At 67.2% G+C, this 15,137-nt stretch carries 13 protein-coding genes; 8 read left to right on the top strand and 5 right to left on the bottom strand.

Translation table 11 applies throughout. From position 1 onward, the window contains the following. The first annotated feature begins 153 nt into the window (after positions 1 to 153). From dapF to G9408_RS12410, 5 genes are all read left to right on the top strand, one after another. Complete coding sequence (gene dapF / locus G9408_RS12430) at positions 154 to 960, top strand: diaminopimelate epimerase (protein WP_168454318.1); 807 nt, start codon at positions 154 to 156, stop codon at positions 958 to 960. After that, on the top strand, positions 957 to 2,294 hold the full coding sequence (locus tag G9408_RS12425) for a MiaB/RimO family radical SAM methylthiotransferase (RefSeq protein WP_168454317.1): 1,338 nt from the start codon (positions 957 to 959) through the stop codon (positions 2,292 to 2,294). The genes dapF and G9408_RS12425 overlap by 4 nt, the downstream gene beginning before the upstream one ends. Next, on the top strand, positions 2,291 to 3,217 hold the full coding sequence (gene ftsY / locus G9408_RS12420) for a signal recognition particle-docking protein FtsY (protein ID WP_168454316.1): 927 nt from the start codon (positions 2,291 to 2,293) through the stop codon (positions 3,215 to 3,217). The genes G9408_RS12425 and ftsY overlap by 4 nt, the downstream gene beginning before the upstream one ends. Continuing rightward, positions 3,214 to 3,894, top strand: a complete 681-nt coding sequence (locus tag G9408_RS12415) for an inner membrane-spanning protein YciB (protein WP_168454315.1) — start codon at positions 3,214 to 3,216, stop codon at positions 3,892 to 3,894. Before ftsY ends, G9408_RS12415 begins: the two co-directional genes overlap by 4 nt. A 292-nt stretch (positions 3,895 to 4,186) precedes the next feature. After that, complete coding sequence (locus G9408_RS12410; RefSeq protein WP_168454314.1) at positions 4,187 to 4,759, top strand: urate hydroxylase PuuD; 573 nt, start codon at positions 4,187 to 4,189, stop codon at positions 4,757 to 4,759. A gap of 159 nt (positions 4,760 to 4,918) precedes the next feature. On the opposite strand, the gene G9408_RS12405 is transcribed toward G9408_RS12410, so the two are convergent. The 5 genes from G9408_RS12405 to G9408_RS12385 form a co-directional block, all read right to left on the bottom strand. Then, a complete protein-coding gene (locus tag G9408_RS12405; RefSeq protein ID WP_168454313.1) occupies positions 4,919 to 5,473 on the bottom strand; it encodes a gamma carbonic anhydrase family protein in 555 nt (184 codons plus the stop codon). Beyond that, positions 5,470 to 7,743 carry a fused MFS/spermidine synthase gene (locus G9408_RS12400; protein ID WP_235957776.1) on the bottom strand — a complete coding sequence of 758 codons (2,274 nt, stop codon included), beginning with the start codon at positions 7,741 to 7,743 and terminating at the stop codon, positions 5,470 to 5,472. Before G9408_RS12400 ends, G9408_RS12405 begins: the two co-directional genes overlap by 4 nt. Beyond that, positions 7,728 to 8,270, bottom strand: a complete 543-nt coding sequence (locus G9408_RS12395) for a GNAT family N-acetyltransferase (protein ID WP_168454312.1) — start codon at positions 8,268 to 8,270, stop codon at positions 7,728 to 7,730. The genes G9408_RS12400 and G9408_RS12395 overlap by 16 nt, the downstream gene beginning before the upstream one ends. After that, a complete protein-coding gene (gene hemB, locus G9408_RS12390; protein ID WP_168454311.1) occupies positions 8,267 to 9,265 on the bottom strand; it encodes a porphobilinogen synthase in 999 nt (332 codons plus the stop codon). Before hemB ends, G9408_RS12395 begins: the two co-directional genes overlap by 4 nt. Positions 9,266 to 9,393: 128 nt before the next feature. Beyond that, positions 9,394 to 10,908 (bottom strand): M23 family metallopeptidase, encoded by a 1,515-nt coding sequence (locus G9408_RS12385; protein WP_235957775.1) that lies wholly within the window; start codon positions 10,906 to 10,908, stop codon positions 9,394 to 9,396. Between the two features lie 298 nt (positions 10,909 to 11,206). On the opposite strand from G9408_RS12385, the gene G9408_RS12380 reads away from it, so the two are divergent. The 3 genes from G9408_RS12380 to fdxA all read left to right on the top strand — a co-directional run bounded on the left by G9408_RS12380 (position 11,207) and on the right by fdxA (position 14,798). After that, the gene (locus tag G9408_RS12380) at positions 11,207 to 13,999 is read left to right on the top strand and encodes a helicase-related protein (protein ID WP_168454309.1); all 2,793 of its coding nucleotides are present in this window, start codon (positions 11,207 to 11,209) and stop codon (positions 13,997 to 13,999) included. Then, positions 13,996 to 14,346: an RNA-binding S4 domain-containing protein gene (locus G9408_RS12375; protein ID WP_168454308.1), complete on the top strand. Its 351-nt coding sequence runs from the start codon at positions 13,996 to 13,998 to the stop codon at positions 14,344 to 14,346. The genes G9408_RS12380 and G9408_RS12375 overlap by 4 nt, the downstream gene beginning before the upstream one ends. A gap of 113 nt (positions 14,347 to 14,459) precedes the next feature. After that, entirely contained in the window at positions 14,460 to 14,798 is a 339-nt protein-coding gene (fdxA, locus tag G9408_RS12370; RefSeq protein WP_168454307.1) for a ferredoxin FdxA, read from the top strand. The last annotated feature ends 339 nt before the right edge of the window (positions 14,799 to 15,137 follow it).

Raw genomic sequence — 15,137 nt, 5'->3', positions numbered from 1 at the left:
GCGAAGGGCGTTTCAGAGTCACGCGCCTCTGAACGCGGCCGCTCGAGGTTTACGCAGCGGCGAAGAATAAGGCCGACAACGGCCCCCGCCTTCGCGGGGGCGACGGAACGGCCTCGCTAGACTTCCCTGCCCCGCCCCCTTACATGCGCGATCATGGCGGACCGCTTCACCAAGATGCATGGCCTCGGCAATGATTTTGTCGTGATCGACGCGCGCGTGGCGCCCGTCGAGATGACGCCGGCGCGTGCGCATGCGATTGCCGACCGGCGCCATGGCATCGGGTGCGACCAGCTGATCCTGCTCGAACCGTCGGCCAGCGCCGATGTGAAGATGCGGATCTTCAACGCCGACGGCGGCGAGGTCGAGGCGTGCGGCAATGCGACGCGCTGCGTCGCCACGCTGATCGGCCAGCCCGCGGTGATCGAAACATTGGGCGGCATGCTGCGCGTCACGCCGGCGGATGGTGGTGCCGAGGTTGTGCTGGGCGAGCCCGTGTTCGACTGGGAACATATCCCGCTCGCGATGCCGATGGACACGCGCGACATGCCGGTGGCGTGGGACGAGTTGGAACATGGCGCCGCGGTCAATGTCGGCAACCCGCACATCGTCTTTTTCGTGCCCGAGGCCGACGCGGTCGCGCTCGATGCGCTGGGACCGCGGATCGAGACCGACCCGCTGTTTCCCGAGCGCGTCAACGTCAATGTCGCGAGCCTCGACGGCGACAACCAGTTGCAGTTGCGCGTGTGGGAGCGCGGGGTCGGGCTGACGCAGGCGTGCGGCACCGGCGCCTGCGCCACCGCGGTCGCGGCGATCCGCGCGGGCCTCGTCCAGTCGCCGGTGACCGTTGCGCTGCCCGGCGGCGACCTGATCATCCGCTGGGCGCCGGGCGAGCCGATCGTGATGAGCGGCGCGGCGACGCGCGTTTACGAGGGCGAGACCGACTGGGCGCAGTTCGGATGAGCGCAGCAGTCGTCGACCGCCACGAGGTCGTCAATTTCGGTTGCCGGCTGAACATTGCCGAGGGCGAGGCCATTCGGTCGGCGATCAGCGCCGCGGGTGCGACCGACACGATCGTCTTCAACAGCTGCGCGGTCACCGACGAGGCGGTGCGGCAGGCGCGACAGGCGGTGCGCCGCGCGCTGCGCGAGCGGCCGGGTGCCGAGGTCGTGGTGACCGGGTGCGCGGCGGAGCTGGAGGCGGCGCGCTTTGCGGACATGGGCGCGCGGGTGGTGCGGAATGACGCCAAGGGTTTGGTCGCGAGCTATCTTCCCGATTCTCCTCCGTTCCCCCGCGAAGGCGGGGGTCCATCTTCTGCAATCGCGTCAGCAAACGAAGGGCGACGGCAAGACGAGAGCGTAGGTGATGGGCCCCTGCCTTCGCAGGGGCGCAGTTTGCCTTATGCCCCCGCTCTCTCGGGCGCCGACCACGCGCGTGCTTTCCTAGGCGCGCAGACCGGCTGCTCGCACAGCTGCACCTTTTGCGCGACGGTGATGGCGCGCGGGACCGCGCGTTCGGCAAGTGTCGATGCGGTTCTGGATTCGGCCCGCACCGCGCTGGACCGCGGTCAGCGCGAGATCATCCTCACCGGGGTCGATCTGGCGAGCTATGGCGACGACAGCGGGACCAGCCTTGCCGCGCTGGTCGAAGCATTGCTGACGCTGCCGATCGAACGGCTGCGTCTTTCGTCGCTCGATCCCGACCGCATCGACGATGCGCTGTTCGCGCTGCTGACGCAGGAAAAGCGCGTGATGCCGCACGTCCATCTGTCGCTGCAGGCGGGCGACGACATGGTGCTGACGCGGATGAAGCGCCGCCACCGCCGTGCCGACGCCGTGCGCCTTATCGAACGGCTCAAGGCCGCACGCGCCGAGATCGCGATCGGCGCGGACCTGATTGCGGGATTCCCGACTGAGGATGAGGCGATGTTCGCCAATTCGCTGGCGCTCATCGACGATTGCGACATCGTCTTTGGCCATATCTTTCCCTACAGCCCGCGCGCCGGAACGCCCGCCGCGCGGATGCCGCAGGTCGGGCGCGCCATCGCGCGCGAACGTGCGGCAACGCTGCGCGAGGCCAATGCGCGGCGGCGGCACGGCTGGCTCGACGCGCAGATCGGCCGCGCCGCGTCGATGCTCGTCGAGCGCGACGGGCTGAGCGGTCACGCCGAAAATTTCGCCGCGCTGGCGCTGACCGCGCCCTCCGCGCCCGGCACCGTCCTTGACGTGCGCCTGACGGCGCGCGACGGCGACCGCATGGTCGCAACCCCTATCGAGAAAAAGGACATCGCCGCATGACCGGCCAAAGCTGGAGCGAAAGGCTGCTCGGCGGCTTTCGCCGTACTTCCGAACGGCTCGGAGAAAATCTCGCCGGGCTGACCGGCAAGGCACGGCTCGACGAGGAGGATCTCGACCGGATCGAGGAGGCGCTGATCACTGCCGACCTCGGCCCCGCGATGGCCGCGCGCATCCGCGACCGCCTGGCCGACCGGCGCGACGCGGTGGCGGGCGGTGTCGAAGAATTGCGAAAGATCGTCGCCGACGAGATCGCAACCGTGCTGCGCCCTGTTGCTGAACCGCTGGACATCGACGCCTTCCCGCGCCCGCAGGTCATTTTGGTGATCGGGGTCAACGGATCGGGCAAGACGACGACGATCGCCAAGCTCGCGCACCTGTTCCAGGAACAGGATTATGGCGTGATGCTGGTCGCGGGCGACACGTTTCGCGCCGCCGCGATCGGGCAATTGAAGGTCTGGGCCGAGCGGCTGGGCGTGCCGATCATGGCGGGGCCGGAGGGCGGCGACAGCGCGGGCATCGTGTTCGACGCGGTGAAGCAGGCGACCGCGACGGGCATCGACGTGCTGATCGTCGACACCGCCGGGCGGCTGCAGAACAAGCGCGAGCTGATGGATGAGCTTGCCAAGATCAAGCGCGTGCTCGGCCGCCTCAACCCCGCGGCGCCGCACGATGTGGTGCTCGTCCTCGACGCGACGACGGGGCAGAATGCGCTGTCGCAGATCGACGTGTTCCGCGAGGTCGCCGGGGTCACGGGCCTCGTGATGACCAAGCTCGACGGCACCGCGCGCGGCGGCGTGCTGGTGTCGGCGGCCGAACGCCACGGGCTTCCGATCCATGCAATCGGCATCGGTGAAACCATCGACGATCTTCGTCCGTTCGATGCCGACGAGATCGCAGCCATTATTGCAGGAAATATTCGATGACCGCCTCCCCGATCGACGTGCCGCCGACCGGCCCGGAAGCCCTTCCCGCCACCCCGCCCGCCAAGCATGGCTGGCTCAATTTCGTGATCGACTTCGGGCCGCTGCTCGTCTTTTTCCTGACCTTCAAATTCACCTCCGACGGCGACGGCGCGTTTGCTGCGACCGCGGCGGCGATCAAAGGCACTGTCGCCTTCATGGTCGCGATCGTCATCGCGATGGCGGTGTCGAAGTGGAAGCTTGGCAAGATTTCGCCGATGCTGTGGCTGTCGGGGGTGCTGGTGATCGGCTTTGGCGCGCTGACCATCTGGTTTCACGACGAGCGCTTCATCGTGATGAAGCCGACGATCATCTATGGCGCCTTTGCCGTGCTGCTGCTCGGCGGGTGGTGGTTCAAGAAACCGATGCTGAAATATCTGCTCCAGTCGGCGCTGGAGGGGGTGACCGAAAAGGGCTGGCTGCTGCTGTCACGCAACTGGGGGCTGTTCTTTGCTGCGCTCGGCATCGCCAATCATGTCATGTATGTGCTGATCCAGCGCGGCGAATTCAGCTTCGACACCTGGCTGACGGTCAAGGTGTGGGGGATCACCGCCTTGTCGTTCCTGTTCACGCTGACGCAGGTGCCGGTGATGCTGAAGAACGGGCTGGCGGTGCCTGAGGAAGCAACCGTCGAGAAATAGCTCGGCTAGCTCGGCTTTAGACAAAAACAGCCTTCAGACCTCGTCATGCTGAACTTGTTTCAGCATCCATGGCCTGAGCTCGAATTTGTGGCGGCGTCGAAGGAAGTGGCAGGCCATGGACCCTGAAACAAGTTCAGGGTGACGCGCAATAACGTGGGCCTGCGTTCATCACCCCCGTCCCTCCCGGCGCCCACGCTCTTGTTACCACGCTTGAGCAAGACTCCCGACACTGGCATAGAACCCGCAGGGCACGGGGTCGCGCCGCGCCGCACACAAAGCGAGGGGGAACATAATGGACAAGTTTTTCGGTAATCTGCACGCCGTACTCGGCGCCGGGCTGGTGCTGGCCATCGTGCTGATGCTGGGCCTCAACGGCCAGAATTTCGAGGATGGCATGGCTGCCGCCAATGCAGTGATGCGCTGGCTGCACACTTTCTTTGGCGTGCTGTGGATCGGCCTGCTTTATTATTTCAACTTCGTCCAGATTCCGACGATGCCGAAAATCCCGGCCGAACTGAAACCCGCGGTCGGCAAGCATATCGCGCCTGCTGCGCTGTTCTGGTTCCGCTGGGCGGCGCTGATCACGGTGCTGCTGGGCATCGCCATCGCCGGTCACGCCCAATATCTGGCGCCCGCGCTGGGCCTGCAGGATCCCTACAAGCTGATCGGTGTCGGCATGTGGCTGGGGCTGATCATGGCATTCAACGTGTGGTTCGTGATCTGGCCGAACCAGAAAAAGGCGCTCGGCATCGTCGAGGCCGACGATGCGACCAAGGCCAAGGCGGCGAAAACTGCGATGATCTTTTCGCGCACCAACACCCTGCTGTCGATCCCGATGCTCTATGCGATGGTGAACTTCAGCTGAGCTGGAAATAGCGGGTTAAAAGGAGGGGCGCTCGGGAAACCGGGCGCCCTTCTTCACTTCCGTTTGTGTCGAGCGAAGTCGAGACACCCCGAAGGCGCGCACGACCACAACGTGTCTCGACTTCGCTCGACACGAACGGGTTTTAGGTCGGCTTTGTGATCAGCCCTCCACCGCCGCCTTGTGCATGCGCCCGTTCATCACATAATGCGCGACGCCCATCTGCATGCCCGCCGCCTGCTCGTCGCCGATCTCGCGCACGCGGCGCGCGGGCGATCCCGCCCAGAGCTCGCGATCGGGGATTTCCTTATTCTCGGTGAGCAGCGCGCCCGCTGCCAGCATCGCATCGCTGCCGATCCGGCAGCCGTTCATCACCGTCGCCTTCAGACCGACGAACGCGCGGTCGGCGAGCGTGCAGCCATGGACCATCGCGAGATGGCCGATCAGCACATCCGCACCGATGATCGTCGGGAAACCTTCGGGCCGGTGCGGCATCGGGCCGTCGCAATGGACGATGCTGCCGTCCTGGATGTTCGAGCGGGCGCCGATCACGATGCGGCTGACGTCGGCGCGCAGCACGCAATTATACCAGATGCTGACGTCTGCGCCGATCGTCACGTCACCGATGATGCGGCATCCCGGCGCGATGAAGGCGCTGGGGTGGATCGCCGGCGTCTTGCCGTTGACGCTGATGATGCTGACATCGCGATAGGTCATTCGTCACGCTTTCCGATCAAGCTGCCCCACATGAGCACGGGCAGGGTTGAGGCATAATCGTCGGTCCAGCGCTGGAAGCCCGGGCGCGCCGCCAGCGGCACCCAGGCGCCGTCTTCGCGCGCGGCATCGCGCGGGCGAAGGCCGCCGGTCAATTGCTGCATCCGCGCCGCCGTCGCGGTCAGCGCGACCCAGTTCGATCCGGTCAGATCGTCGATACCATACTCGGGCGGCCCCGGATCGAGCCGAATAGCGCTCGACCAGCCGCGCGCGCGCGCCTCTTCGGCCAGCACGGGTTCGAGCCCGAAGAAACGGTTCGAGATGTGGATGAGCAAAATGCCATCGGGTTTCAGCGCGCGCTGGTAGATGCCGATCGCTTCTTTCGTCAGCAGGTGCAGCGGGATCGCGTCGGACGAAAAGGCGTCGATGACCAGAATGTCGAAACGCCCCGCGGGTTGTTCGGCGATCTTCAGCCGCGCGTCGCCAATGACGATCGGACTGTCGCCCGCACAATCGGACAGGAAGGTGAATTTGGCAGGATCGCGGGCGATATCGACCATCACCGGATCGATTTCGAAAATCGTCCATTGCTGGCCGGGCTTGCGATAACAGGCGAGCGTCCCCGCGCCCAGCCCGACGATCCCGACCGACGCCCCCGGTCCGGCAAGCGCTTCGGCCTTGCTCAGCGTCAGTCCGACCCCCGACTTCGGCCCATAATAGGTCGTCGGTTCGCGCCGGTGTGCCGGGTCGGTGCGCTGGAGCCCATGCAGGGTCGTGCCATGCGCCAGACGCCGCTGCTGCTGCGCCGGGTAATCGGTGACGGTGTAAACGCCGAAATAGCTGCGCACGCGCGCGCCGGTGAAGCTTTCCTGCACCGTGTCCCAGCCACCGACCCCGATCATCAACAGCGCCAGCGTCGCCACGAACGCCCAGCGCCACCCGATCACCAAGAGCCCGATGACAAAAATGACGATCCCCCAGGCAGCGGTCGCGCCTTCGAGCACGCCGCCCCACTCGCTCACCATATGCCAGCTTGCGAACGCCGCGATCGCGACCAGCACCGCAACCGCGATCGCGGTGCGACTGGCGGACAGGCGCAGCCATTTGTCCCACGGCAGTAGCGCGGGCAGCGGCAACAGTGCCGCCGCCGCCAGCACGAGCAGCGGATGTTCATAAACCCAATCGAACAGCAGCGGCGCGAACAGCGCCGCGAACAGCCCGCCGACGACGCCGCCCGCCGACATGATGAGATAGAATAGGGTCAGGTGCTGAAGCGCCGGGCGCAAATGATAAAGATAGCCGTGCAGCGCCGTCGCGACGACGAACAGCATCGCGAGACTGGCCATCGCGACCATCATCGACCCGCCACCCGAACTGAGCAGCGCCAACCCGCCAACCGCGAGCAGCACCGCGGGCGCGATGAAGGTGATCACCTCGGTCAGCCGGTCCATCGTCGAAAAGGCGATGACAAAGCTGAGCAGGTAGAGGCCGAGCGGCAGCACCCAGAGGAGCGGCATCGCGACGATGTCGGTGGTGAGGTGCGTGGTCGTCGACAGCATCAGCCCCGACGGCACCGCCGCGATCAGCAGCCAGTGAAGCTGGCGGCGCCAGGTCGGGCGCGGCTCGTCGGTGGCGGCGGCATCGACCGCGGGATCGGTGACCCGTCCTTGCCAGCGCGCCGCGGCACAGGCCGCGACCAGCAGCACGAGCAGCGCATAGCCCGCGGTCCAGCCCCAGCTTTGCGCGGCGAGCGGCAGGCTGGGTTCGACCAGCGCCGGATAGCTGATCAGCCCGGCGAAGCTGCCGAGGTTCGACGCGGCGTAGAGATAATAGGGATCGCCCGCGCGAGCATCGGCGGCGAACCAGCGCTGCATCAGCGGCGCCTGCGCCGACACGACGAAGAAAACGGGGCCGATCGAAGCAAGCAGCAGCAGCGGCACCCACAAGGCTTCTTGCCCGGCACCGGGCGGAGCGATGTGCGCGATGCCGATCGGGAGCCACAGCGCGGCGACCACAAACAGCGCGACATGGATGATCGCCTGCCGCCGCACGTCGAAGCGGCCGAGCCAATGCGCATAGGCATAGCCGCCGAGCAGCAGCGCCTGATAGACCAGCATCGCGCTGTTCCACACCGCCGGGGCGCCGCCCAATTTGGGCAGCACCATGCGGGCGACCATCGGCTGGACCTGAAACAGCAGGAAGCTGCCGACCAATATGGTCAGCACGAACAGCCAGCGGCGCGGAGAGGGGGAGGCGGTCATGCGTTTGTCCATGTTGAGCGCGATAGCGAATAGGTCACATGTGGACGCAAGGAATCCTCCTCGGCCAGCTTGGGGTGATCGAAGTCGAGGTCGACGCAATATCGCATGCCGAGCCGTTCCATCACCGCGCGGCTGCGGACATTGCCCCGCCAGGTGATCGCCCGGATTTCATCGTCGGGCAGATTTGCAAAGCTCCACGCGGTCGCGCCACGCGCCGCTTCGCTCGCGAAGCCGACGCCCCAGCAGTCGCGCGCGAGCCGCCAGCCGATCTCGAGCTTGTCCGCCACGGGTGCCATGTCGCCGCGGATGATGCCGCACCAGCCCACCAGCCGCGCGTCTGCGCGGCGCTCGAGCGCCCAAAAACAATGGCCGTAGCGGGCTTCATGCTCGCGCATCCACGCGATCCGCGCCGCCGTCGCAGCAAGGTCGAGCGGCGGCCCGAGCGTCGCCATCACATCGGGGTCGCTGCAGATCGCCTGAAACGGCGCGACATCGTCGTCGCGCCACGATCGCATCCGCAGCCGCTCGGTTTCGATCATGCGCCAAGCAGCCGCGCGGCGTGGAGCGCATGATAGGTGAGCACCCCCGACGCCCCGGCGCGGCGGAACGCCAGCAGGGTTTCGAGCACCAGCGCGTCGCGGTCGCCTGCGCCTGCCGCTGCCGCGGCCTCGATCATCGCATATTCGCCCGACACCTGATACGCATAGACCGGCACCGCAAAATGATCCTTCACCGCGCGGACGATATCGAGATAGGGCAGCCCGGGCTTGACCATCACGCTGTCGGCGCCTTCGGCCAGATCCTGCGCGACTTCGCGCAGCGCTTCTTCGGCGTTGGCGGGATCCATCTGATAGGTTTTCTTGTTGCCCTTGAGCAACCCGTGCGAGCCCACCGCGTCGCGGAACGGGCCATAGAAGGCCGACGCATATTTGGCGGCGTAGCTCATGATCTGGACATGGCCGAAGCCTTCGGCCTCCAGCGCCGCGCGGATCGCGGCGATGCGGCCGTCCATCATGTCGCTGGGCGCGATAATGTCGGCGCCGGCGCGCGCCTGGTTCAGCGCCTGCCCGACGAGAACCTCCACCGTCTCGTCGTTAAGGACATAGCCGTTGTCGCCCAACAGCCCGTCCTGTCCGTGGCTGGTGTAGGGATCGAGCGCGACGTCGGTCAGCACGCCGATGTCGTCGCCGAGCGCCTGCTTGATCGCGGCGGTGGCGCGGCACATGAGGTTATCGGGATTGAGCGCCTCGGCGCCGTGCTCGCTCCGCCGGTCGGGCTGGGTGTACGGAAAGAGCGCAAGGCACGGGATGCCCGCCGCCACCGCGTCGCGGGCGCGATCGACGATGCGGTCGATCGACCAGCGCGAAACGCTGGGCAGGCTGGTGACGGGTTCTTCCGTACCCGACCCGTCGCAGACGAACAGCGGCCAAATGAGGTTCGACGGCGCCAGCGTCGTTTCGCGCACCATCGCGCGGCTCCAGCCGGTGCGGCGGGTACGGCGGAGGCGGAGGTCGGGAAAGGCAGCGTGGGTCATGCGGCGTGCATAGCGGCGTGCGGGCGCAGGGCAAATGGATATTGGCGGATTCCAGGAACCCTAACCACCGTTCGTGTCGAGCGAAGTCGAGACACGAACGGAATTAGAGGATGCTCATTTACGAGACGTCAAATCCCGCCCTCGGCCCTTTTCGATGCCACATCGGCGAGGCTGCCGAGTTTCGGTCCTTCGACCTGTTTCGCCGCGATCGGGGTCAGCGCCGCGCCCGGGGCGACGGCGGTCAGCGACCGGATGCGGGCGCGGAAATCGGCGAGCGCCTTGCCCTCGAGCAAAGCCCGGGTGACGAAGGTTACCGACGACGGGTTCACGGCGCGGCCGTTGCGATAGAGTTCGTAATGGAGATGCGGGCCGGTCGACAGGCCGGTCGAGCCGATATAGCCGATCACCTGGCCGCGGCTGACGCGCTGGCCGGGGCGCACCGCGATGCGGCTCATGTGGCCATAGCCGGTGCCGAGGCCGTTGCCGTGGTTCAGTTTGACGAAATTGCCGTAGCCGCCGTGACGACCGGCAATCGTGACCACACCGTCGGTAACCGCATAGATTGGCGCGCCATAACCGCCGCCGAAATCGATGCCGCTGTGCATGCGTTTATAGCCGAGGATCGGATGGCGCCGCATGCCGAAGGTCGAGGTGATGCGGCCGTTGGTCGGGCGCGCCATGCCGCCGCGCTGTTCGCCGACCCCCGACGCCTCATACCATTGGGTGCGGCCGTCGACCGTCCATTCGAGCATCGACAGCTTGGGTTTGCCGCCGCGGATCAGGCCCGCATAGAGCAGTTTGCCGGTTTCGCTCTCGCCGGTTTCGGCGCGGCGGTAATCGACGATGATGTCATATTCGTCATTGGCGCGAATGTCGCTGCCGACCGAAATCTGGCGCCCGATGACGCGCAGATAGGATTGGATCGCCGTCGCTGGCGCCCCGGCGGCGCGCGCCGAGCGATAGAGGCTGTCACCAACCCGGCCGCGGATGCGGAGCGGGGTGGTGTCGACCGCAATCGGGATGCGGCGCATCACCAGTCGGTCGCCCTCGCGCTCCATTTCGATGCGCAGGTCAAAGCGCGCGCGCATTGCCAGCGCATCGACCGGGCGCGGCATGGTGCGCGCGGCGCGGCGGCCGAGGATGAGGTCGATGCGCGTGCCCGGCGCAATGTCGGCGAGCGGCACCGCGGTCGATACCTGATTCGCCAGCGCCTGCGCCTCGCCGCTGCCGACGCCCGAGCGTTCGAGAACCCGCGCAAAACTGTCGCCGCTGCCAAGCGTCGCGGTGAGTTCGATCTGCGGCCGTTCGGGGGTCTGGGTCAGCGGGCGCACCGCGTCGGTCGCCGCCATATGGCGTCCGGTGTCGCCGCCAAGCGCCAGCGGCACGATCATCTGCGCGCGCGCTTCGTTGAAGTCGGCCGTGCCAAGCGCCGGAGCGCCACCGATGCTAAGCGGCTGAATTCCGGGGAAGGTGGCGATCGCGGTGCCGCACAGCAGGGTTAATGTCGCGAGCCCGCGCCACCATTCGGCCGAACCGATATTATCGCCAAGATCGGGAACCAGATCGAGCTGTGCCAGCCGGTCGCGCCAGCCGAGCGCGTCCGAATCGGCGTCGGCGCGCCGCAGCGGGATCGCTTGCGACATCGTGAGGGCGGCGGCATTGCCGGACATCCCCGCGATGGGTTCGTGACGCTGGAACAAACTGCAACCCCCGCTCGGCGGGCCTCCCATAACCCGGCCGCCGAATGATATTCGGCCGCCTGTCTGTAAAGAAAGGTCGTTAAAGTCAATTTAATGGCGGTTGCGCCGCGGCGGGTTGCGGTCAGTCGTGGCGGGGGTGGGATATTATGCAACAGGCGCGGAAAAATCGGTCGCCTGCCCGCCATTCGACGATCGGCGGTTGCGCCGTGCCTGCCGCCATGCCAGCTTGGTCCCCAAGAAAATGACGTCATCCTCTTCCCAGCCGGTCAAGGCTGTCCTTGGCCCCACCAACACCGGCAAAACCCATTTGGCGGTCGAGCGCCTGACCGCCCATTCGAGCGGCATGATCGGCTTTCCGCTCCGCTTGCTGGCGCGCGAGGTGTACGACCGCGTCGTCGCGATCAAGGGCGAGCGCCAAGTCGCGCTGGTCACCGGCGAAGAACGGATCATTCCGCCCGATGCGCGCTATCTGCTTGGCACGATGGAGGCGCTGCCGATCGAACGCGATGTCGCCTTCGTCGGCATCGACGAGGCGCAGCTCGGCGCCGACCCCGAGCGCGGCCATGTCTTCACCGACCGCCTGCTGCGCGCGCGCGGGCGCGAGGAGACGATGATCCTGGGGTCGGCGAGCATCCGCGGGCTCGTGAAAAACCTGATTCCCGAGGCCGAGATCATCACTCGCCCGCGCTTTTCGACCTTGAGCTATGCGGGGACGTCGAAGCTGTCGCGGCTGCCCAAACGATCGGCGATCGTCGCTTTCTCGGCCGAGGAGGTTTATGCGATCGCCGAGATGCTGCGCCGCTTTTCGGGCGGCGCCGCGGTGGTGATGGGCGCGCTCAGCCCCAAGACGCGCAATGCCCAGGTCGCGATGTTCGAGGCGGGCGAAGTCGATTATCTCGTCGCGACCGACGCGATCGGCATGGGGCTGAACCTCGACGTCCAGCATGTCGCGTTCGCCAGTTTGCAGAAATTCGACGGGCGGCGCCTCCGCCGCCTGACGATCGCCGAAATGGCGCAGATCGCGGGGCGCGCCGGACGCCACCAGCAGGACGGCAGCTTTGGCACCGTCGGCCAGCCGCAGGGCGGCTTCACGCCCGAGGAAGTGGCGGCGATCGAGGGGCATCATTTCCCGCCGCTGCCCAGCCTGTTCTGGCGCAACCCGACCCCCGGCTTCGGCTCGCTCGACCAGCTGCTCGCCGACCTCGCGCAGCCACCGACCGCACCCGCGCTGCGCCCCGCCCCCGAAGCGGTCGACATTGCGGTGCTCAAGCATCTGGCGGGCGACATGGAGGTGCGCGCACGCGGCGGCGATTTCGATGCGGTCCAGCGCCTGTGGGACATTTGCGGCCTGCCCGATTTTGAACAATTGGGCGCCGAGCACCACAGCCGGACGGTGCTCAAGCTATGGCAATGGCGCACCAGCGGCGACGGGATGATCGATCCCGACTGGTTCGCGCGGCGGCTGGCCAAGCTCAACGATGTCGAGGGCGACATCGACCAGCTCGCAAGCCGCATCGCCGCGGTCCGCACCTTGTGCTTCATCGCCCAGCGTGGCGACTGGATCGCAGGCGCGGCGGGGTGGACCGAACAGACGCAAGCGCTCGAATCCAGGCTGTCCGACGCGTTGCACGCGGCGTTGGCGCAGCGCTTCGTCGACCGGCGGCTGGCGCTGCTGCTGCGCGACGCCGGGCAACGCAATGCCGCGCTGCCGGTTGCGGTCGGCCCCGACGGCACCGTCGCGGTCGACGGCGAGGCAATCGGCACACTCAAGGGCTTTCAGTTCAAGGTCGACCCGGTGGCGAAGGCCAGCGATCACCGGATGCTGCTCGCCGCCGCCGAAAAGCATCTGCGCGCCGAACTGGCGCGCCGCGCCTCGGCGCTGGCCGAGGGCGATGACAGCGCGCTGTCGCTGATCGCCGAACCGGGCGCGCCGCCGCGGCTAGCCTGGCACGGCCATGCGGTGGCGACGCTGGCCAAGGGACCGACGCTGGTGCAGCCGTCGGTGCTGGTCGATCCATCGCTGCGGCGGTTGGAGCCCGTCCAGGTGCAGGCCATCACCGAACGGCTCCACCGCTTCATCGCCGCGCAACTGGCGCGCCACGCCGGTCCGCTCGCCGCGATGGGCGAAGCGGCGGGCGATCTGTTCACCCCTCCGCGGGTCCGCGCACTGCTCGCTGCGCTGACCGACAACAGCGGCATGATCGGCCGAGCCGCGGTCGAGGACCAGCTGAACGCGCTTGCCGCCGACGAACGCCCGCAACTGCGCAAACTGGGCTTCACGATCGGTTCGCTTGACATTTTTCACCCGACGCTGCTGAAGCCCGAGGCGGTGCGCTGGCGCGCGGCGCTGATCGCGGCGCAGCAGGGATCGCCGGTGCCGGCGCTGCCGCCGCACGGCGCGGTGCTGCAAAAGACCGGCAGCCATGCCGGGCTGACGATCGCGGGCTTTCGCCGCTGCGCCACCGGCTGGCTGCGCATCGACATGGCCGAAAAGCTGGCGCGGCAGGCGCATGCCGCGCGGATGCAGGCATCGGCGCCGCCGACCGCGCCGATCGCGGGCAGCGACGACCACCACCACGACGATCATGGCGCGGCCGACGAGACCGAAGGCGTTGCCGCGGCGCCGCCGCCGGGCTTTGTGATCGACCCCGCGCTCGCCACCTCGCTCGGGCTCGACGAAGAAACGCGGCGCGGGCTGCTCGGCAGCTTCGGCTTTCGCAGCGTCGGTGAGCCCGCGCTGCAACGCTGGCGCTGGTCGGGGCTGCGCAAGCCCGACAAGCGGCCGCGCCGCAAACAGCGGCGCAAGGGCGCCGACGCGCCGCGCAAGGGGGCCGCAAACAGCGACGTTCGGCGCCCGCCGGTCCAGCAGGGCAAGGGCAAGCGCCGCGCGCCCGAACAGCCGCGGGCCGACAAGCCCCGCGCCGATCCACCGCGCCCGCCCCGCGCCGACCGCCCGGCGCGGCGTGGCGCGTCGCCGAACAGTCCGTTCGCGGGCCTTGCCGCCTTGCTTGCCGAAAGCCGCAAGGACGGATGAGCGCGGCGGGCAGCATCCGGCTGGACAAGCTGCTGTGGTTCCTGCGTTTTGCCCGTTCGCGCAGCCTGGCGCAGGCGATCGTCGCGGCGGGACATATCCGGCTGGACGGTCGGCGGGTCACCCGCCCGTCCTGCGCGGTGCATGTCGGACAGACGCTGGTGCTGCCGGTCGGCGAGCGGATCGAGGTGGTGCGGCTGCTCGCCCTGCCCGTCCGCCGCGGCCCCGCCGCCGAGGCGCGGGCCTGTTATCGCAGTCTCGACGCGGGGCCGCCCGCCGCTGCCAACCCAGCTATCAGCGGCGATGGAAAAGCTGTGCATCCAAATCCGGCGCCCGGCCCTATCGAGTGAGAGTGATTCGCAACTGTGCGCTAGGCGTTGACGCACCGCCGCCGCGCGGCATAGAGGCGAGCCAAGAGAGAGCCTGACGGCCCGTCTGCCGTCATCTAAGGGAGCCTGAAACCATGACCTATGTCGTCACCGATGCCTGTATCCGGTGCAAATATATGGACTGTGTCGAGGTGTGCCCCGTCGACTGTTTCTATGAGGGCGAGAATATGCTCGTCATCAACCCCAATGAATGCATCGATTGCGGCGTGTGCGAACCCGAATGCCCCGCCGAAGCGATCCTGCCCGACACCGAAAGCGGCCTCGAGAAATGGCTGGAGGTCAACACCAAGTTCAGCGCCGAATGGCCGAACATCACGGTGAAGAAGGAAACCCCCGCCGACGCCGACGAATATAAGGGCGTCGAGGGCAAGTTCGAAACGCATTTCTCGCCCGAACCGGGCAGCGGCGACTGATCGCCAAATCTTTGATTCGATCGGGGCGGGACTTTCCCGCCCCTTTTTCGTCGACGCTACAGGCGCGAGCACCGCATGTCGCGTTACGGCGGCTTTCGACTGGTTGCGGACGTAGCACTGTCGTCATCCCGGCGAAGGCCGGGATCTCACCCTATCGGCTTACCGCACCGGCGAGATCCCGGCCTTCGCCGGGATGACGGATGAGAAGAGGTCGGGAACAACCGATTGCGGGCGTACGTCATTTCCTCTCTCCCCTTGTGGGAGAGATACGAAGGCTTGGCAGCTCGCTGCCTAGCCGCAGTTGAGAGGGGTTCTTCGTCCGCTGGCGTCCAACCCCCT

It is taken from the genome of Sphingopyxis microcysteis (genome assembly GCF_012274265.1).
GTDB classification, from domain to species: domain Bacteria; phylum Pseudomonadota; class Alphaproteobacteria; order Sphingomonadales; family Sphingomonadaceae; genus Sphingopyxis; species Sphingopyxis microcysteis.
Note: the sequence above shows the minus strand (reverse complement) of the source record. Positions and strands in the feature narration are given on the sequence as shown.